At 64.8% G+C, this 17,701-nt stretch carries 20 protein-coding genes; 3 read left to right on the top strand and 17 right to left on the bottom strand.

All coding sequences use genetic code 11. The annotated features are described in order from the left end of the window. Positions 1 to 24: 24 nt before the first annotated feature. The 3 genes from rpmF to V6B08_RS18795 form a co-directional block, all read right to left on the bottom strand. Positions 25 to 210 (bottom strand): 50S ribosomal protein L32, encoded by a 186-nt coding sequence (gene rpmF, locus V6B08_RS18785; protein ID WP_341983776.1) that lies wholly within the window; start codon positions 208 to 210, stop codon positions 25 to 27. A gap of 105 nt (positions 211 to 315) precedes the next feature. After that, positions 316 to 894 (bottom strand): YceD family protein, encoded by a 579-nt coding sequence (locus tag V6B08_RS18790; RefSeq protein ID WP_341983777.1) that lies wholly within the window; start codon positions 892 to 894, stop codon positions 316 to 318. Positions 895 to 982: 88 nt separating this feature from the next. Next, positions 983 to 1,531, bottom strand: a complete 549-nt coding sequence (locus V6B08_RS18795; protein ID WP_341983780.1) for a ubiquinol-cytochrome C chaperone family protein — start codon at positions 1,529 to 1,531, stop codon at positions 983 to 985. Positions 1,532 to 1,630: 99 nt separating this feature from the next. Here V6B08_RS18795 and V6B08_RS18800 point away from each other — a divergent pair, with 99 nt between their 5' ends. The 3 genes from V6B08_RS18800 (at position 1,631) to V6B08_RS18810 (ending at position 3,353) form a co-directional block, all read left to right on the top strand. Then, a complete protein-coding gene (locus V6B08_RS18800; protein WP_341983782.1) occupies positions 1,631 to 2,095 on the top strand; it encodes an outer membrane protein assembly factor BamE in 465 nt (154 codons plus the stop codon). Positions 2,096 to 2,187: 92 nt separating this feature from the next. Next, positions 2,188 to 3,012, top strand: a complete 825-nt coding sequence (locus V6B08_RS18805; RefSeq protein ID WP_341983784.1) for an adenosylcobinamide-GDP ribazoletransferase — start codon at positions 2,188 to 2,190, stop codon at positions 3,010 to 3,012. Further along, the gene (locus V6B08_RS18810; RefSeq protein WP_341983786.1) at positions 3,012 to 3,353 is read left to right on the top strand and encodes a hypothetical protein; all 342 of its coding nucleotides are present in this window, start codon (positions 3,012 to 3,014) and stop codon (positions 3,351 to 3,353) included. Before V6B08_RS18805 ends, V6B08_RS18810 begins: the two co-directional genes overlap by 1 nt. Positions 3,354 to 3,459: 106 nt before the next feature. Here V6B08_RS18810 and V6B08_RS18815 read toward each other — a convergent pair whose 3' ends face one another. The 14 genes from V6B08_RS18815 to V6B08_RS18880 form a co-directional block, all read right to left on the bottom strand. Further along, positions 3,460 to 4,590 carry a sialate O-acetylesterase gene (locus tag V6B08_RS18815; protein WP_341983788.1) on the bottom strand — a complete coding sequence of 377 codons (1,131 nt, stop codon included), beginning with the start codon at positions 4,588 to 4,590 and terminating at the stop codon, positions 3,460 to 3,462. 402 nt (positions 4,591 to 4,992) lie between these two features. Further along, positions 4,993 to 7,077: a sodium-translocating pyrophosphatase gene (locus V6B08_RS18820; protein WP_341983790.1), complete on the bottom strand. Its 2,085-nt coding sequence runs from the start codon at positions 7,075 to 7,077 to the stop codon at positions 4,993 to 4,995. Positions 7,078 to 7,277: 200 nt separating this feature from the next. Next, positions 7,278 to 8,480, bottom strand: a complete 1,203-nt coding sequence (locus V6B08_RS18825; RefSeq protein WP_341983791.1) for an MFS transporter — start codon at positions 8,478 to 8,480, stop codon at positions 7,278 to 7,280. A gap of 39 nt (positions 8,481 to 8,519) precedes the next feature. Next, complete coding sequence (locus tag V6B08_RS18830; RefSeq protein ID WP_341983793.1) at positions 8,520 to 8,978, bottom strand: flagellar basal body-associated FliL family protein; 459 nt, start codon at positions 8,976 to 8,978, stop codon at positions 8,520 to 8,522. Positions 8,979 to 9,017: 39 nt separating this feature from the next. Further along, entirely contained in the window at positions 9,018 to 10,004 is a 987-nt protein-coding gene (thiL, locus tag V6B08_RS18835; RefSeq protein ID WP_341983795.1) for a thiamine-phosphate kinase, read from the bottom strand. Between the two features lie 15 nt (positions 10,005 to 10,019). Next, positions 10,020 to 10,541 (bottom strand): transcription antitermination factor NusB, encoded by a 522-nt coding sequence (gene nusB, locus V6B08_RS18840; protein ID WP_341983797.1) that lies wholly within the window; start codon positions 10,539 to 10,541, stop codon positions 10,020 to 10,022. Then, positions 10,538 to 11,080 carry a 6,7-dimethyl-8-ribityllumazine synthase gene (locus V6B08_RS18845; protein WP_341983799.1) on the bottom strand — a complete coding sequence of 181 codons (543 nt, stop codon included), beginning with the start codon at positions 11,078 to 11,080 and terminating at the stop codon, positions 10,538 to 10,540. The genes nusB and V6B08_RS18845 overlap by 4 nt, the downstream gene beginning before the upstream one ends. 3 nt (positions 11,081 to 11,083) lie before the next feature. After that, the gene (gene ribB, locus V6B08_RS18850) at positions 11,084 to 12,220 is read right to left on the bottom strand and encodes a 3,4-dihydroxy-2-butanone-4-phosphate synthase (protein WP_341983801.1); all 1,137 of its coding nucleotides are present in this window, start codon (positions 12,218 to 12,220) and stop codon (positions 11,084 to 11,086) included. Next, entirely contained in the window at positions 12,217 to 12,810 is a 594-nt protein-coding gene (locus V6B08_RS18855) for a riboflavin synthase (protein ID WP_341983803.1), read from the bottom strand. The genes ribB and V6B08_RS18855 overlap by 4 nt, the downstream gene beginning before the upstream one ends. A 10-nt stretch (positions 12,811 to 12,820) precedes the next feature. Continuing rightward, positions 12,821 to 13,939, bottom strand: a complete 1,119-nt coding sequence (gene ribD / locus V6B08_RS18860) for a bifunctional diaminohydroxyphosphoribosylaminopyrimidine deaminase/5-amino-6-(5-phosphoribosylamino)uracil reductase RibD (RefSeq protein ID WP_341983805.1) — start codon at positions 13,937 to 13,939, stop codon at positions 12,821 to 12,823. Next, positions 13,932 to 14,405, bottom strand: coding sequence for a transcriptional regulator NrdR (gene nrdR, locus V6B08_RS18865; protein ID WP_341983807.1), 474 nt, complete (start codon positions 14,403 to 14,405; stop codon positions 13,932 to 13,934). Before nrdR ends, ribD begins: the two co-directional genes overlap by 8 nt. Before the next feature lie 30 nt (positions 14,406 to 14,435). Continuing rightward, positions 14,436 to 15,728: a serine hydroxymethyltransferase gene (gene glyA, locus V6B08_RS18870; RefSeq protein ID WP_341983810.1), complete on the bottom strand. Its 1,293-nt coding sequence runs from the start codon at positions 15,726 to 15,728 to the stop codon at positions 14,436 to 14,438. 13 nt (positions 15,729 to 15,741) lie between these two features. After that, complete coding sequence (gene rpiB / locus V6B08_RS18875; RefSeq protein ID WP_341983813.1) at positions 15,742 to 16,176, bottom strand: ribose 5-phosphate isomerase B; 435 nt, start codon at positions 16,174 to 16,176, stop codon at positions 15,742 to 15,744. 358 nt (positions 16,177 to 16,534) lie between these two features. Further along, entirely contained in the window at positions 16,535 to 17,635 is a 1,101-nt protein-coding gene (locus V6B08_RS18880) for a branched-chain amino acid ABC transporter substrate-binding protein (protein WP_341983815.1), read from the bottom strand. Positions 17,636 to 17,701 lie beyond the last annotated feature (66 nt).

Consider the following 17,701-nt stretch of genomic DNA (forward strand, 5'->3'; position numbering starts at 1 on the left):
CGACCTCACCCGGAAACGCGCTGGTTAGGCGGCTTCAGTCTTGGCCACCACTTCACGGCCATCGTAATGGCCGCAAGCGCCGCAGACATGATGCGGGCGCTTCAGCTCGCCGCAATTGGTGCATTCCATGTAGGCGCTGCCCTTCAGGGCATCATGCGAGCGGCCCATATCGCGCTTCGACTTGGACTTCTTCTTCTTCGGAACAGCCATGACACTCTCTCTATCTCTTATCGACCTGTATCGGCGCTTCTCGCGAAGCGGGCCAAGAATCCCCGTCTTATACTCTCAGGCGCCCCGGGGACCAAGGGCTTTGCCTTACTTTTCCGTCCCCTGTTTGAGCTTGGCGAGCGCCGCGAAGGGGCTCACCTTGGCTTCCGGCTCAGGATCCGGGGTATAGCCTGCCGGCCAGGAAGCCCCTTCCTTGCGCGGATAGGGATTGAGCGACAGCGCCAATTCTTCCGCCACCACCTCGCCCAGGTCGATCACGCCGCCCTCGATCGGGTCCGGCGGGTCCAGGGCGTCGGGATCGACCAGTTCGGCCTCGTCCTCGCTGGGTTCCGGTAGGGCGGCCAGGGCGGCGGCCACGGCCTCCGGCGGTGCGAAACCGCGCTCGAATGCTTCCGAAACCACCTCGCGCACCGGCTCCAGCGACACCACGCAGGCCTGCTCGACTTCGGCTTCCAGCCGGCCCGAGACGTGGTAATGCCCTGGTTCCGCCAGCGGCAGCACGCGCAATTCCGCTTCCAGCTTCAGAATTCCCAGAATACCGAAGCGTTTCGCCAGCGACTTGCGCTCGGATTCGCCTGCAGCCAGACGCAGCGCCACACCCTCGGGGCCGAGCTGGGCCACTTCAAGGGGATGGGAAAATTCGTTCCGGATTGGCGCTTGCGCCACCGATGCTGCTCCAGGCCTAAAGGTTCAGGGATGCCGATTTGGGCGGCGGACCATAGGGGCGCCGCGCTTCCAGGTCAATCCCTTTATCTTAAGGAACCGGCGGGAACGAAACCTGACCCTTGAGCAGGGTATCGGCACCCTGCCCGGCCAGCAGCGCGTCGGCGGCACGAACGTAATCGGCAACCAGGGCGGCCTGGGCTGGGTCGGCCTGGGGGAGCGTGCCATAGAGGTTGCGCAGCAGCGCCTGGGTCAGATCCTCGCCGCCTTCCATTCCCGCCAGCGCCTTGTCGTAGACCGTCAGGCGGCCGAAAAACGCCTTGGCCATGGCCTTGATCCGCTTGCCGACGCTCAAATCGCCGACGCCGATTTCGCGCAAATTGCCATCCATGTCGGTGAAGATCAGGTCGGCCAGCTCCTGCGCCATGGCCTGGCCCTCGGGGCCAAGGCCGTTCAGGCGGCGCAGCACCAGGAAGGCATGCAGCACCAGCAGGTCGAAGCGGCCATCCAGCGTATCGGGCACGCCGCGGTCGCGGTAGAAGCCGGGCTGGCGTGCCTGCTCCACGATGGCGCCATACAGCGTCACCGCCAAGCTTGGCGGCTGTTTTGCCTTGAAGAATGAACTAATCGCCTTAAGCATCTGGCTGCCTGGAACTCTTCAGTTAAAGTAGGGCCGCAATTTGCGTTTCCTGGGGGCAGAGGATAATATCTCGGCGTCTCAAGCGCGAGTCTCGGTCCCATGCTTATGTCGTCGCCCCGCACCCTGCTGCTGCTGGCGCTGTTCAGCGCCGTATTGGCGGCCTGCGCGCCGCGCCAGGATTACCGTGGCGCCCAGATCGATGAGGATCGCCTTAAGGAAGTGAAGATCGGCAGCACCGAGGGGCAGGTCAGTGCCGCCATCGGCTCGCCCTCCACCACCTCCACGTTCCAGCAATGGGGCACCACCTGGTACTACATCTCCTCGGAAACCGAGGCGGTGGCCTTCATGGCGCCGGAATTGATCGACCAGCAGGTGTTGGCCATCAGCTTCGACAAGGATGGCAAGGTGAAGGAGATCAAGCGCTATGGCATGAAGGATGGCCGCCAGGTCGCCTTCGTTGAGCGCGAGACGCCCACCAAGGGCAAGGATATGACCATCCTGGAGCAGCTGCTTGGCAATTTCGGCCGCTTCAACAACCAGAATACCGGCCGCAGCAACCGCTGATTCGGATAAGTCCGGTATCCCCGCCCGTGTCACTCCTGGGCAGCCATCACTATATTTGAATAATGTCCGTGCCTGATCCAGACGACTTTCACGTGAAACGCCCTGCCGGCTGGGCTGGCCGCAAGCGCGACATGCTGATTGCGCTGGGCCGCCTCACTGCCCTGCCCTTTGGCAAGGATCTGGAACAGGAAGCCGGCGATGACGGCCATGCCGCCTGGGCCTACCCGCTGATCGGCGCGCTGATTGGGCTCTTCGGCGGCCTGGTTTTTCTCGGTGCCATCTCGCTCGGCCTCGGCATCGGCAGCGCCGCTTTGCTAGCGATTCTCGCAGAAGTGCTGCTTACCGGTGGCCGGCATGAGCGCGGCCTGGCCCGTCTGGCGGATGGCTTCCACGGTTTCCGGCTGCTGAGCCCCGCCCCCGAGGGCCAGGGCCTTGGCCTCAACGCGGTGCTGGCGCTGATTCTCTGCCTGGCGTTGCGCGCCAGCGGCATCGAGGACCTGGCCAACAGCCTGCTGGCGGTAGCCGAGGATTTCGAGGCCACGGTGAGCTATGGCACCGCCGCCACCATCGCCCTGGTGCTGGCCGGCGCCGGTTCGCGTGCCGCCATGGTCTGGGTCTGGTTCCTGCTGCCGGTCGCGCCGGCCGACCATAATGAACCGGCTGCACCCCTTGATCACGATGTGCCGCTCACCGCCGCGATCCAGGCTGCGGCGCTGGCGGTGCTTTGCGGCCTGCTGCTGCTGAGCCTGAAACTGCTGCTGGCGGTCGGCCTCGCCATCGCCGTGGTGACCTTGCTGATGCGCGGCCTGGGGCAGCGCCGGCTCGGCGGCCAGAATGACAGCCTGCTCGGCTCGACGCAGCAGGTGGCCGAGGTTGCCATCCTGCTGGTGCTGAGCGCCACCGCCGTGGTGCATTGATGCTGCGTGGCCTGTTGTCCCTCGCCCTGCTCCTGCTGCTGGCCGCGCCACAGGCGGCCTCGGCGCAGCAGCGCAATATCCTGGCGCTCTCGCCGGGTGAAATGGGCCGGGTGATCGGCGCTGCCGCCGAATGCAAGATGAACTCGAATCGGGCCGTGATGCTGACCCGCCGGGTGCTGACAGCCGCCGACCGGCTGAATGTTAACCCGATGACGGTGCAGAACGGCATCAACGCCGGCAGCGAGCAGGTGCGGCGCGGCCGCATGCCCTGCAACAATGCCCGGATCGATTTCGAGGCTCTGGAAGAAGCCCTGGCCGACCTGCCGCCGAAGCCGCTTTAGCCTTGTTCGCGGACTGTTTCACGTGAAACAAGACGCGAACAAACGAGTGCGGAGCGCCAGATAAATCTGATCAAACGGATAATGTACTATCTATAAGGCGCTGAACTTATTCGGCGGCTGCCGCCAGCGCCTCGCGATGCTCGATATGCGCCATGATGGCGTGAAACCACAGCCAGGCGGCGCGGCGCTGGCCTTCGGCGCTGAAATGCGCGCTGTCGCCGATGCCGGCGCGGTTTTCTTCGCCCAGCAGGCGGTCGGTATCGGCGCCGGGGAAAATCGTCGGGTCGCGCCGCCACAGCCGGTCAATGGCGCTGCGGAGCGCCTCCTCCCGCTCCGGCTGATCGTAGGCGGAAGGATGGCGGGTCGACTTGGCCACCAGCCAGTCGGGCTGGAAATCCAGCTCGCCAGTCAGCGCCTTCTGTATCTGCTTCAGGCGTTTCGCCCAATCCTCGGCCGCCAGGCCGCTTTCCACATCGCTTTCGCCCTGGGCCCAGAGCACGGCGCGGAAACGGCCAAGCTGGCGCGCGGCCTCGGCCATGAGGCCGAACAGCCTGCCATGCTCCGGGTGCCAGCGTTTGATCGGGCTGCCGCCGAAGGAGATGTTGGCAAAGCCCACCGGCACCCCCAGTACCCCCACCAGCATATCGCCGACCATCGGCCAGACGCTGCCGCCATCGAAGCGCTGCTGCAGGTGCATCTTGGTCTGCAGCTTGTTCACATGCGCCCAGCGGCCCTCGCCCTCATCCGGAAAATCCGGGGTTGGCTGCGGGTCATGGGCGACACGCCATTGCCGCTTGCGCAGGTTGAAGGCGGCGACACGGCCGCGCGGCTCGCTCACCGCCAGGCGGCTGGAATGGTAATTGCCGACAAAGGACTGGCCGGCGATCAGGTAGACCTCGCCGACGCCGAACGGCCCGACGGTGATGCTTTCGTCCTCCAGCCGCAGATTGGCCAGGTACCAGCCGCCTGCCGGCAGCGCCAGGATGACATGGAAACGGCCCTGCGCATCGGTGCGCAGCAGCAATTCGGGCATGATCTGCTGGCGCGGAAACTCGGTGGTCATCACCCGCAAGCCATAAGTGGCATTGGGTGCCGCCTTGCCGGCGAAGGGCACAAGGGCGCGCCCCGGCAACGCGCCGGCATCGGCTACGAAATCCGCTTTATTGTCGTCCGCCCAAGCCAGGCGGCGCTGATACACCGCGTAGGGGACGGGAGAAGTAAAGGCCGTCACGCCCATAGTCACCTTCCTGGTTCCATCGGTGCAGCCTCTGGCGCCGCGCCGCGATGACAGGCCTTGCGGCCCGTAGGGACAGGGTCGCGCTATCCTCCCAGGGACAAAGTCCCGAGACAGCGCCCCTGTAAGGACCAATGGCCAAGCCGGCCATCCGCCCAGGGGTATAGGACCTACCTATTTGAAATCGCTGGGTGATGCAACCTTGAATCCGGCTGCATGGAACGGCATTTCCTCGGGGCGTTGCATAAATTGCGGAATATGAGCGAAATTCAGAGAAAATAACGTGTGGATGCGGCGGCCACGCCTCCAATTGTCCTCATGCCCCGGCTTGGGCGGCGGGGGGTATCAAAAAAAGAAGGGCCGGGATTGCTCCCGGCCCTTCGAACTGAAGCGGATGCTTTCTGCTTAGTGCGCCAGCACGGCCAGCAGCAGCAGCGCCACGATGTTGGTGATCTTGATCAGCGGGTTCACGGCCGGGCCGGCGGTGTCCTTGTACGGATCGCCGACAGTGTCGCCGGTCACGGCCGCCTTATGGGCGTCCGAACCCTTGCCGCCATGATGGCCCTCTTCGATGTACTTCTTGGCGTTGTCCCAGGCGCCGCCGCCGGCGGTCATGGAGATCGCCACGAAGACACCGGTGACGATGACGCCGAGCAGCATCGCACCCACCGCGGCGAAGGCAGCAGCCTGGCCGGCGATGACGTTGATCACGAAGTACAGCACGATCGGGCTGAGCACCGGCAGCAGGCTGGGGATGATCATTTCCTTGATCGCCGCCGCGGTCAGCAGGTCAACGGCCTTGGAATAGTCCGGCTTCGCCGTGCCTTCCATGATGCCCTTGATCTCCTTGAACTGGCGACGGACCTCAACCACCACCGAACCGGCGGCGCGGCCCACGGCGGTCATGCCCATGGCACCGAACAGGTACGGCAGCAGGCCACCGATCAGCAGGCCGACCACCACGTACGGATTGCTCAAGGAGAAGTCGATGGTGACCCCCTTGAAGAAGTACTTGAGGTCTTCCGTATAGGCGGCGAACAGCACCAGCGAGCCGAAGCCAGCGGAACCGATGGCATAGCCCTTGGTGACTGCCTTGGTGGTGTTGCCGACGGCGTCGAGCGCGTCGGTGGTCTTGCGCACGTCCTTCGGCAGGTCCGACATCTCGGCAATGCCACCGGCATTGTCGGTGACCGGGCCGTAGGCATCGAGCGCGACCACCATGCCGGCGAGCGCCAGCATCGTGGTAACAGCCACGGCGATGCCGAGCAGGCCCGCCAGGATGTTGGTGACGATGATGCCGCCGACGATGAACAGCGCCGGCAGAGCCGTCGCTTCCATCGAGACCGCGAGGCCCTGGATCACGTTGGTGCCGTGACCCGTGGTGGAGGCCTGAGCCACGCTGCGCACCGGGCGGAACTCGGTGGAGGTGTAATACTCGGTGGCCCACACGATCAGCGCCGTCACCACCAGACCGGTGATGCCGCACCAGAACAGGCTCATCGCCGTGAAGCTCTTGCCGCTCACGGTGAAGCCGGTGCTCATGGAACCGAAGATCCAGGTGGTGACCGGCCACAGCGCGATCGCCGACAGGATACCGGTGACGATCAGGCCCTTGTACAGCGCGCCCATGATGTTCTGGGACGCACCGAGCTTGACGAAGTAGGTGCCGATCACCGAGGTGATGATGCAGGCGCCCGAGATCACCAGCGGGTAGAGCATGAACTTCGAGGCAGTGGCGGCATCGGCGACGAAGTAGATCGACGCCAGCACCATGGTGGCCACGATGGTTACGGCATAGGTCTCGAACAAGTCGGCAGCCATGCCGGCGCAGTCGCCGACATTGTCACCCACGTTGTCCGCGATCACGGCCGGGTTGCGGGGATCATCTTCCGGAATGCCGGCTTCCACCTTGCCCACCAGGTCGGCGCCGACATCGGCGCCCTTGGTGAAGATGCCGCCGCCGAGACGGGCGAAGATCGAGATCAGCGACGAGCCGAAGCCGAGCGCCACCAGGGCGTCGATGACTTCGCGCGGCGTGGCACCCATGGCCTGCAGCGCCATGTAGTAGACGGCAACGCCGAGCAGCGCCAGGCCGACCACCAGCATGCCGGTGACGGCGCCGGACTTGAAGGCGAGGTCGAGGCCCTGGGCGAGACCCTGGCGCGACGCTTCAGCGGTGCGGACATTGGCGCGCACCGACACGTTCATGCCGATATAGCCGGCGGCGCCCGAGAGCACGGCGCCGATCAGGAAGCCGATCGCAACCTTGACGCCAAGCGCGAAGATCAGGATCACGAACACGACCGCGCCGACGATACCGATGGTGCGATACTGGCGGTTCAGGTAGGCGGAGGCGCCTTCCTGAATGGCGGCGGCGATTTCCTGCATGCGCTGATTGCCCGGCGAGGCCGACAGCACGGATTTCGATGTTACAAAACCATACGCCAGGGCGATAACGCCGCAGACGATGGTGAACCACAACTCGGTCATGGCGGGATTCCCCTCAAATATTGCCCTAGAAACGTTTCCTCCTGGTCCCGCCCGGCGCCTTTCGGCGCCGATCCGGCGGGCAGGATGCCCCCGCCCCGACTCACAGCCAGGGCTTTTGCGCGGGCGACGATGCCAGAAACCGCCTAGGCGCGCAATAACAAGCGTTTGGCTAGTTTCGCCGGAATTCTAGCAGCTTAGCCCTATAAAGCGGCAGCGCGCCGGCGCACCAGCATGAGCCAGGCGACGGCCAGGGCAGCCATCAGGATGAAGGGCAGCGAGGCCATGGAAACCGAATCCCAGCCATAGAAATACAACAGCTTACCCGAACCGAGCGAGGCCAGCGCGACGGTGCCGAAGACCAGGAAGTCGTTCAGCGCCTGGGTCTTGGCCCGTTCCGACGGCCGGTAGACCTCGGTCAGCAGCGAGGTTGCGCCGATATACATGAAATTCCACCCCACCCCGAGCAGGGCCAGGGCAAGCTGGAAATTCATCACTTCCTGGCCGGATAGCGCGATGGCCATGCAGATGATATTGAGGGCCGCGCCGGCCATGATGATACGCAGGGTGCCGAAGCGGGCGATCAGGTTGCCGGTGAAGAAGCTGGGAAAGAACATGCCGAAGACATGCCACTGGATCACCGTGGCAGCCGCCGCGAAGGGGTGGGCGCAGATCTGCATCGCCAGCGGCGTGGCGGTCATCATCAGGTTCATCACGCCATAGGCGAACATGCCGGCCATGGCGGCGACAATAAAGCTGGGCTGGCGCACGATCTCGACCAGCGGCCGGCCCTTCTCCGTCATTTCCGCCACCGTGGCCTTCGGCAAGTGCACGAACAGCAGCACCAGCAGCACCAGCGAAGCCAGTATGGCGGCCGCGATATAGGACGCCAGGAAGAGATGCGGCGACAACATCTCGCGGGTGTACTTGGCTACTTCGGGGCCCAGGAAGGCAGCGCAGAGACCGCCGACCATGACCCACGAAATCGCGCGGCTCTTGAAATGCGGCGGCGAGATATCGGCGGCGGCGAAACGGTAGAGCTGGGTGAAGGCATTCGAGGCACCAAAGATGAAGGCGCCGATGCAGAATAGCGGAAACAGCGCGAGATAGATGCCCAGCGCCGCCAGCAGCGAGCCACTGCCGGCCAGCAGGCAGCCGAGCATGAAGCCAGGCTTGCGCCCGATACGGTTCATCAGCATCGAAGCCGGTATGGTGGCGAGAGCCGTGCCGCCAACCACGAAGGTGACCGGCAATGTGGCATAAGCCTTGTCTGCCACCAGGATATGGCCGACCAGGCCGCCCAGTGTCACCTGCAGCATGTTGGCGGAATTGCCCAAGGCCATGCAGGCCGCCAGAAGAAAGACATTGCGTTTGGCGGCCGGTTCGGCCATCTGAGAAACACTCACGGAAACATCCTGACTGACGGCCTGATTGAAGGGCGCACGCTATTTCAGCGGCGCGACGATATTGAGCAGCAGCACCTGGGTCACCACGCCTTTGCCCATCACATCGTCGGTGGGCTGTCGCAGTATGGTCTTGAGCGGCAGCAGGTCCTTGGCTTCGAAGCGCGGCGGCACCTTGATCGGTTCAAGCTTCATCAGTTCGCGGATATAGCGGTCGCGCAGCAGATGCATCTTGGAATTGATCTCGGGCACATTGTCCGGCGGTGCTTCGAGGTGGAAGATCACGATCACCTCGCGCGGCTTCTGCCCTTCCGGCTCGACCCAGACCGAGAAGGGATCGAGCGGGATGAAAGCCGGGCGCTTCACCGGTGCGGGCGGCGGCGCTTCCTCTACGACCTCCGCAGGCTTCTTCGCGAAGACCAGGAAATACGCAGCCGCGCCGCCGCCGCCAAGCGCCAGCAGCACCACAACAGCGACAATGATCAGAACGATCTTGTTCACGGCGGCTCCGAGTCCTTGAAAACCGACTCTAACCCCAGTTCAAAAATGTTGATAGCCGCCCGAGCCTTGGCCCTGATTCAGCGGCAGCCGTTGCCCGGCGGCATCCCGCAGCCACAGGCCGGGTTCCGGCACGATTGCGCCGATCCGGCTGACCGGCGTGGCCGTCGCCTCGCCCAGCGCCTGGATGGCCGAGGCCATTTCCGGCGGCGCCGCGAACAGGATTTCATAATCGTCGCCGCCAGCCAGCAGCTTGGGCAGCAGCCTGGGCACCAGGTCCGGGAAGGCACGAACGGGCTCAGAGAGCGGCACGGCTGCCGTGTCGATCACGGCGCCCAGCTCGGCGGCGCGGCTGAGATGTCCGGCATCCTGCAGCAGACCATCGGAGACATCCATGGCGGCATGGGCCAGGCCGCGCAGGCCACGGCCGAAGCCCAAGCGCGGCTCGGGCAGATGCAGGCGCAGGTCGCAATGGCGGGCAGCCGCGCCAGTCAGGGCCAGGTGTCCGAGCTTGGCTTCCAGGCCAAGCCAGGCATCGCCGATGCTGCCGGTGACGAATAATGCATCCCCTGCCCGGGCGCCGTTGCGCCGGATCATGCCGCCGGCCGGCACCAGGCCGAGCGCCGTGATGCTCAAGACCAGGCCGCCCGGCGAGCGCACCGTGTCACCACCGGAAAGCTGGATGCCGAAGGCTGCCTGATCGGCGGCAAGGCCAGCGGTGAAAGCCGCGATCCAGGCTTCCTCGGGCGACCCTGGCAGGCCGAGGCTCAACTGATAGGCATAGGGTTTGGCGCCCTTGGCGGCGAGATCAGAAAGATTGACCCGCAGCAGCTTGCGCGCGATGCGCTCGGGCCCGTCACTGTCGAGAAAATGAATGCCGCTGACGAAGGCGTCGCTGGTCAGCACCAGCTCCTGCCCGGCCGGCACGGCGAGGCAGGCGGCATCATCCCGGAGACCGAAGGCACCGGGCAGGCCGGCGCTCAGCGGCGCCAGGTATTTCTCGATCAGTTCGAATTCCCCGAGCGGCATGGCAGCCGTGCCCGGTCAGCGCGGCGTGAATTCGTTCGGGCGCAGGCGACGCGCCAGGCCGTCCAGCACGCCATTCGCCAGCTTGATCTCGCGCGGGCTGAAGAAGGCGCGGACGACACCGAGATACTCGTCGATGATGGTGCCGGCCGGCACGTCGATACGCGCCAGCAATTCAAAACAGGCGGCGCGGATGGCGAGGCGCAGCACGGCTTCCAGCCGCTCCAGCGCATCGGCACGCGGCATCGCCGCCTTGATCTGCTCGTCGATCTCGGCCTGGCGCTTTACGGTGCCGCGCACCACTTCGCCGAACCAGTCCGGATCGGCCTGGCGGAATTGCTCGCCCTCGATTTCCTGACCCAGACGGGCTTCGCGGAAATCCTGGATCACGCCTTCGGCGGGCTTGCTGGAAAACTCGATCTCATACAGCGCCTGCACCGCGAAAAGACGGGCGACGGAACGGCGCCCGGCAGGCTTTGCTGCGGCGGAACGCGGGCCAGACTTCGGCGCCGCATTCTCGCCCTGCTCTGGCTTGGTCATGATGCGAAAAGCTGCTTCAGCCCGATCATGGCGACGCAGGCAAGCGCGGCACCGCCGCCCTTATTGAGCTTGTCCGGGCGCGCACGCTCCCAGGCCTGCTCTTCATTCTCGACCGTGATGATGCCGTTGCCAATCGCGGCCTGGTGGTTCACCGCCAGATCCTGCAGCGCGCGGGCGCTTTCATTGGAAACGATCTCGTAATGCGTGGTCTCGCCACGGATCACACAGCCAAGCGCGACGAAACCGTCATAGGCCATGTCGCCCTTGCGGTTCATGGCGAAGCGGATCGCCGCCGGGATTTCCAGCGCGCCCGGCACGTCGATGCGGTCATAGTGGAAATCGGAAGCCTCGATGGCGGCGCGGGCGCCCTCGAACAATGCGTCCGAAATATCCTCGTAGAAGCGCGCCTCAATGATCAGCACGCGCGGCTTGCGGATATCCAGCGACAGGCTGCCCATCACCTGCGACTTCGAGGTGGCGAATTTCTTGATCTTGATGGCAGGCTTCTTCTTGCCCGCTTTCGGCTTACGCGAAACCATGGCTCAAATCTCCCCCTTGCGCACCACGACAGGCCGCGTTTCCGCTACCGTCAGGCCATAGCCTTCCAGGCCGACGATGGTTCTCTGGACATTGGAGAGCAGGATCATCTCCTTGACCCCGAGATCAAGCAGGATCTGCGCACCGATGCCATAATCCCGAAGTTGGCCTGGGTTTTCAACCGGCTCGCCCATTTTGCGCCGCAGCGTGTCCGACAAGGCGGTGGGGCGCGGCTCGCGCAGTAACACCACCACGCCACGGCCCTCCTGGCTGATCATCCGCATCGATTCATGCAGCACGCCGGCACGGGCGCCATGGTCGCCCAGCAGGTCGCCCAGCACATTCATCGCGTGCATACGCACCATCACCGGCCCGCCGGAGGACACGTCGCCCTTTACCAGCGCGATATGCTCGGCATATTCCACCGTATTGCGGTAAACCAGCATCTTGAACTCGCCACCCCAGACGCTGTCGATGGCGCCCTCGGCCACCCGCTGCACCAGGTTGTCATGGCGGCGGCGATAGGCGATCAGATCGGCGATGGTGCCGATCTTGAGGTTATGGAATTGCGCGAACTTCACCAGGTCCGGCAGGCGGGCCATGGTGCCGTCGTCGTTCATGATCTCGCAGATCACGCCGGACGGGTCGAGGCCGGCCAGCCGGGCGATATCGACCGCCGCCTCGGTATGGCCGGCGCGCACCAGGGTGCCGCCATCGCGCGCCATCAGCGGGAAGATATGACCGGGGGTTGCAAGGCTGGCGGCGTGGCTGGCCGGGTCGATGGCGACTTCGATGGTGCGGGCGCGGTCAGCCGCCGAAATGCCGGTGGTGACGCCTTCGCGGGCTTCGATCGAGACGGTGAAGGCAGTGCCATGGCGCGAGGCATTGTTCTGCGCCATCAGCGGCAATTTCAGATGCTCGCAACGCTGGCGGGTCAGCGACAGGCAGATCAGGCCACGGCCATACTTGGCCATGAAGTTGATCGCCTCGGCATCGCACTTGGCCGCCGGGATGTAGAGGTCGCCCTCGTTCTCGCGGTCTTCCTCGTCCACCAGGATCACCATGCGGCCACGCTTGGCCTCGGCAATGATCTCCTCGGACGAGGCAAGGTAACGCTTCAAATCGGCAAGATCATCGCTCACGGCTTCACCCAATCACGCAGCCGCGCCACATAGCGGGCCAAGGTATCGACTTCGAAATTCACACGGTCACCCTGCTTCAGGCCGCCCAGTGTGGTCACGGCCCGGGTATGCGGGATCAGGTTGATGCCGAAGCGGTCGGCATCCACGGCATTGACCGTGAGCGACACGCCATCCAGCGCCACCGAACCCTTCTCTGCTACATAGCCAGCCAGCGACGCCGGCACGCGGAAGGTCAGCCGCAGGCTGTCGCCCTCCGGCCTGGCTTCCACCACTTCGGCCAAGGCATCGACATGGCCCGAAACGATATGGCCGCCCAGTTCGTCGCCGACCCGGAGCGAGCGTTCCAGGTTCACCCGGCTGCCCTCGGCCCAGTTGCCGAGATTGCTGCGCGAAAGCGTCTCCGCCGAAACATCGACGGCGAACCAGTCGGCCCCGGTCTGCACCACGGTGAGGCAGACGCCGGAACAGGCAATGGACGCGCCAATGGCAATCGTCGCGGTGTCATATGCCGTGCGAATGCGGAAACGGGTGTCGCCGCGCTGCTCGCGGGCGGTGATGGTGCCGATGTCTGTAACAATTCCTGTGAACATGGGCCTAGTTCTAGAGCGGGCGGGCGAAGGTTTCCAGCAGGTCGTCGGCCAAAATATCGGCCCGGAGCCGGCGCCAGCGGGGGGCTTCCGCTACGGTATCGACGCCAAATGCCGCGATGGCCGGCAGGCCGTCGCCGCCAATCACTGCCGGGGCCCGGAAGAACAGCAGCCGGTCGGCCAGGTCGGTGCGGATCAGGCTGGCGGCAAGCTGGCCGCCGCCTTCCACCAGCAGCCGGGTGATGCCGCGCTCAGCCAGGGCCTCGAGGGCGCGGCGAATATCGGGCAGGCCATCCTCGGCCGGCGGCACGGTGATGACCTCGACGCCGCAGGCGGCAAAAGCCTCGCGCCTTGTGGCATCGGCATCCTCGCGACAGATGATCCAGGTCGGGTGGCTGCGGGCGGTGGCCACCAGCTTGGCGGTGAGCGGCAGGCGCAGGCGGCCATCCAGCACCACGCGGGGGGCGGGCCGTTTCGGCAGGCCGGGCAGCCGGCAGGTCAGGTCCGGGTCATCCTGCAACGCGGTGTTGGAACCGACCATGATGGCATCATGCTGGGCGCGCAGCAGATGCGCGCGCTGGCGCGATACCGGATCGGTGATCCATTTGCTGTCGCGGGTATGGGTGGCGATGCGACCATCCAGGCTGGTGGCGAGCTTCAGCGACACCAGCGGGCGGCTCTGCGTCACGCGCAGCAGGAAGCCGGCATTGATCTCGGCGGCTTCCTCACCCAGCAGGCCCAGTTCCACGGCAATGCCGGCCTCGCGCAGCTTCTCGAGCCCCTGGCCCGAGACGCGCGGATCGGGATCCTCCAGCGCCACGACACAGCGCGCGATGCCGGCCTGGATCAGCGCATCGGCACAGGGCGGCGTGCGTCCATGATGGCTGCAGGGTTCCAGCGTCACATAGGCGGTGGCGCCTTTGGCCGCCGTACCGGCTTGCGACAGTGCCACGGTTTCGGCATGAGGCCTGCCGCCGACTTGCGTGAAGCCACGGCCAACCAGATGGCCGTGCTGCACCAGCACGCAGCCAACGGCTGGATTGGGCCAGGTATTCCCCAAGCCCCGCGCCGCCAGCCCGAGCGCGAGACGCATCCAGCGTTCGTCGCGGGCGGCGGCGGCCTTATCAGTCATCGTCGTGCTTGCCGCCGTTGCCGCTCAGCGAGCCGATGAAGTCCTCGAAATCCTTGGCTTCGCGGAAATTGCGGTAGACCGAGGCGAAGCGCACATAGGCAACCTTATCAAGCGCCGCCAGGCCATCCATCACCAGGCCGCCGATCTGGTCGGACGAGATTTCACTCTCACCCATGCTCTCCAGGCGCCGCACGATGCCATTGATCAGGCGCTCGATACGCTCCGGATCGACCGGGCGCTTGCGCGTGGCGATCTGAATCGAGCGCGCCAGCTTGTCGCGGTCGAACGGCACCTTGAGGCCGTTCTTCTTCACCACGGTCAGTTCGCGCAACTGGATGCGCTCGAACGTGGTGAAGCGCGCGGCGCAATTGGGGCAGAAGCGGCGCCGGCGGATCGCCGAGTTATCCTCGGTCGGCCGCGAGTCCTTCACCTGGGTATCGTCATTGCCGCAGAACGGACACCGCATGAAACGCTTCTCCCCTGCCCTTGTTGCGCTTTAGTAGATCGGGAAGCGATGGCACAGAGCCACCACCTTCTCGGCCACCGCGCGCTCGACGGCGCTGTTGTCGTTGGTCTTGGCCACCAGGCCATCCATCACATCGGCCATGAGCTGCCCGATCTGGCGGAACTCGGCGGCGCCGAAGCCGCGCGTGGTGCCGGCCGGGCTGCCGACGCGCACGCCAGACGTCACCATCGGCTTTTCCGGATCGAACGGCACACCGTTCTTGTTGGCGGTGATGCGGGCGCGCTCCAGCGCCTCCACCACCACATTGCCCTTGAGGCCCTTGGAGCGAAGGTCGACCAGCATCAGGTGGTTGTCGGTGCCGCCCGAGGTGAGATTGTAGCCGCGCTCCATCAGCGCGCCGGCCATCGCCTTGGCATTCTCCACCACCGCCGCGGCATAGGCACGGAATTCCGGCGTCAGGGCTTCACCGAAGGCAACCGCTTTGGCGGCGATCACATGCATCAGCGGGCCGCCCTGGAGGCCCGGGAACACCGCCGAGTTGATCTTCTTGGCAAGCGCCTCGTCATTGGTCAGCACCATGCCACCACGCGGGCCACGCAGGGTCTTGTGCGTGGTGGTGGTGGCGATATGGGCATGGGGGAACGGGCTGGCATGCACGCCACCCGCCACCAGGCCGGCGAAATGCGCCATGTCGACCATGAAGATCGCCCCGATAGAATCAGCAATCTGGCGGAAGCGCGCGAAGTCCCAGAAACGCGGATAGGCCGAGCCGCCGGCAATGATCAGCTTCGGCTTATGCTGCTCGGCGATCTTCGCCACCTCGTCCATGTCGATGCGGTGATCATCCGGGCGCACGGTGTAGCTCACCACGTTGAACCACTTGCCCGACTGGTTGGCGGGCGAGCCATGGGTGAGATGGCCACCAGCGGCGAGGTCGAGGCCCATGAAGGTATCGCCCGGCTTCAGGCAGGCCATGAACACCGCCTGGTTGGCCTGGGCGCCGGAATGCGGCTGCACATTGGCGAAGCCGCAATCGAACAGCTTCTTGGCGCGCTCGATGGCCAGTTCCTCGGCGATATCGACGAACTCGCAGCCATTGTAGTAGCGGCGGCCCGGATAGCCCTCGGCATACTTGTTGGTCATCACCGAGCCCTGAGCCTCCAGCACGGCGCGGCTGACGATGTTCTCGGACGCGATCAGTTCGATCTGCTCGCGCTGGCGGCCGAGTTCCTCAGAGATCGCCTTGAAGATCGCCGGATCGGATTGCTCCAGGCTGCGCTCGAAGAAACCGGCATGGGTGACGGCGGGCTTGGTGGCGGACATGGCGGTTACTCCTTCAGGCAAGCTTGGCGACGCGCCGGGCATGGCGGCCACCTTCAAAGGCGGTGTTGAGGAACACGGCAAGGCAATCCTTGGCCGTGTCGACGCCGATCAGGCGGGCGCCGAGCGCGATCACGTTGGCATCGTTATGCAGGCGGCTGAGCCGGGCCGAGAGCGCATCATGCACCAGGGCGGCACGGCAGCCGGGCACGCGGTTGGCGGCAATCGAGATGCCGATGCCGGAGCCGCAGACGGCGACGCCATATTGCGCCTTGCCGCCCGCCACCGCGTCGCCGATGGCTTTGCCGAAATCGGGATAATCGACGCTGTCCGGGCCATGCGTGCCGAGGTCGAGCACGCCATAGCCCTGGCTTTCCAGCTCGGCCTTCAGGATGCCCTTCAGCTCGAAGCCGGCATGGTCGGAGGCCACGGCGATGACAGGCTTCGACATGGGCAGGCGGCCTCCGGGGGCTGGGATGGTCTGAATGGCCCGGAAACTACAATATCCGGTGGCGCCAGCCAATACCCACCACAAGGCAAATGGGGCCTGAGTTAATCCGATTTCACACCTGCAAGTGCGTCATTCCCGGCCTTGAGCCGGGAATCTGCCGCCGCGCGGCGGCAACTGGCGGTGTAGGGCCGTTATGGCCCTTTCCGGCCAAAGATCCCCGGATCAAGTCCGGGGATGACGCGTTTTATTGAACTGATCGTCATGCCCGGGCTCGTCCCGGGCATCTCATGCCGCTTAGGCAAAGAAAAAGCCCGGCAGTTTCCCGCCGGGCTTTTCCGGAACCATCCGCGAACGGCGATTAGTTCACGTAGTCGTAGGCGCCGTCCTTCCAGACGTAGACCTTGTAGGCCGGGCTGGTGGTGTCGCCCTTGGCGTCGAACTTGATGTCGTTCAGCACGGTCTTGAAGGTGCCGGCGCGCATCGCCTTTTCCACGTCCGCGGTCTTGAACGATTTGGCGGTGGTGGCGGCCTGCGCCCAGACCTGGATGGCGGCGTAGGTGTAGAGGGTGTAGCCCTCCGGATCGTAGCCACCGGCCTTGAACTTATCCACGATCGGCTTCGCCACCGGGTTCTTGCGCGGATCGGCATCGAAGGTCATCAGCGTGCCCTGGCCGGCGGTGCCGGAAATCGCCCAGAGCTGCTTGTCGACCAGCGCGTCGCCACCCATCAGCGGGGCATTGAGGCCCTGCTCCTTGGCCTGGCGCACGATCAGGCCGGCTTCCGGATGGTAGCCGCCGAGATAGATCAGCTCGATGCCGGCCGCCTTCATCTTCGAGATCAGCGCCGAGTAATCCTTCTCGCCGGCGGAAATCGCCTCATACATCGCCTCGGTCACGCCCTTGCTGTTGAGGCGCTTCTTGGTCTCGTCGGCAAGGCCCTGACCATAGGCGGTCTTGTCATGCAGGATGGCGACCTTCTTGCCCTTGTACTTGTCGGCAATGTAATCGCCGGCAACCATGCCCTGCTGGTCATCGCGGCCGCAGACGCGGAAGGTATTGGTGTAGCCGCGATCGGTGAACTTCGGATTGGTCGAAGCCGGCGAAATCTGCAGGATGTTTTCTTCCTTGTAGACGTCGGAAGCCGGGATCGAGGAGCCCGAGCAGAAGTGGCCGATCACCGCGGCGACCTTTTCCTGCGCCGACTTGTTGGCCACCGCGACCGCCTGCTTCGGGTCGCACTGGTCATCGCCGAAGATCAGCGTGATCTTCTGGCCGTTGACGCCGCCAGCGGCGTTGAGATCGGCCACGGCCATCTCGGCGCCCTTCTTCATCTGCTCGCCGAATGAGGCAAGCTGACCGGTGAGCGGGCCGTTGAGCGAAATCTTGACCTGGGCCTGCGCGGCGCCGGCCATCAGGCCGAGAGCGGCGGCAAAACCAAGACCGAGTGAAAGCGTACGCATGTGTCGAACCTCCCCTGGGTTGCGGATAAAGAAACTGTAGACGTTCACTCCAAAAGCAGCAACTAA

This window comes from Ferrovibrio sp. MS7, from assembly GCF_038404985.1.
GTDB classification, from domain to species: domain Bacteria; phylum Pseudomonadota; class Alphaproteobacteria; order Ferrovibrionales; family Ferrovibrionaceae; genus Ferrovibrio; species Ferrovibrio plantarum.

Coding starts and splice junctions, on each gene's coding strand:
- rpmF (WP_341983776.1), bottom strand. CDS start 210: ATGGCTGTTCCGAAGAAGAAGAAGTCCAAGTCGAAGCGCGATATGGGC.
- V6B08_RS18795 (WP_341983780.1), bottom strand. CDS start 1,531: ATGCTTAAGGCGATTAGTTCATTCTTCAAGGCAAAACAGCCGCCAAGC.
- V6B08_RS18800 (WP_341983782.1), top strand. CDS start 1,631: ATGCTTATGTCGTCGCCCCGCACCCTGCTGCTGCTGGCGCTGTTCAGC.
- V6B08_RS18810 (WP_341983786.1), top strand. CDS start 3,012: ATGCTGCGTGGCCTGTTGTCCCTCGCCCTGCTCCTGCTGCTGGCCGCG.
- V6B08_RS18815 (WP_341983788.1), bottom strand. CDS start 4,590: ATGGGCGTGACGGCCTTTACTTCTCCCGTCCCCTACGCGGTGTATCAG.
- V6B08_RS18820 (WP_341983790.1), bottom strand. CDS start 7,077: ATGACCGAGTTGTGGTTCACCATCGTCTGCGGCGTTATCGCCCTGGCG.
- thiL (WP_341983795.1), bottom strand. CDS start 10,004: ATGCCGCTCGGGGAATTCGAACTGATCGAGAAATACCTGGCGCCGCTG.
- nusB (WP_341983797.1), bottom strand. CDS start 10,541: ATGACCAAGCCAGAGCAGGGCGAGAATGCGGCGCCGAAGTCTGGCCCG.
- V6B08_RS18845 (WP_341983799.1), bottom strand. CDS start 11,080: ATGGTTTCGCGTAAGCCGAAAGCGGGCAAGAAGAAGCCTGCCATCAAG.
- V6B08_RS18855 (WP_341983803.1), bottom strand. CDS start 12,810: ATGTTCACAGGAATTGTTACAGACATCGGCACCATCACCGCCCGCGAG.
- ribD (WP_341983805.1), bottom strand. CDS start 13,939: ATGACTGATAAGGCCGCCGCCGCCCGCGACGAACGCTGGATGCGTCTC.
- nrdR (WP_341983807.1), bottom strand. CDS start 14,405: ATGCGGTGTCCGTTCTGCGGCAATGACGATACCCAGGTGAAGGACTCG.
- glyA (WP_341983810.1), bottom strand. CDS start 15,728: ATGTCCGCCACCAAGCCCGCCGTCACCCATGCCGGTTTCTTCGAGCGC.
- rpiB (WP_341983813.1), bottom strand. CDS start 16,176: ATGTCGAAGCCTGTCATCGCCGTGGCCTCCGACCATGCCGGCTTCGAG.
- V6B08_RS18880 (WP_341983815.1), bottom strand. CDS start 17,635: ATGCGTACGCTTTCACTCGGTCTTGGTTTTGCCGCCGCTCTCGGCCTG.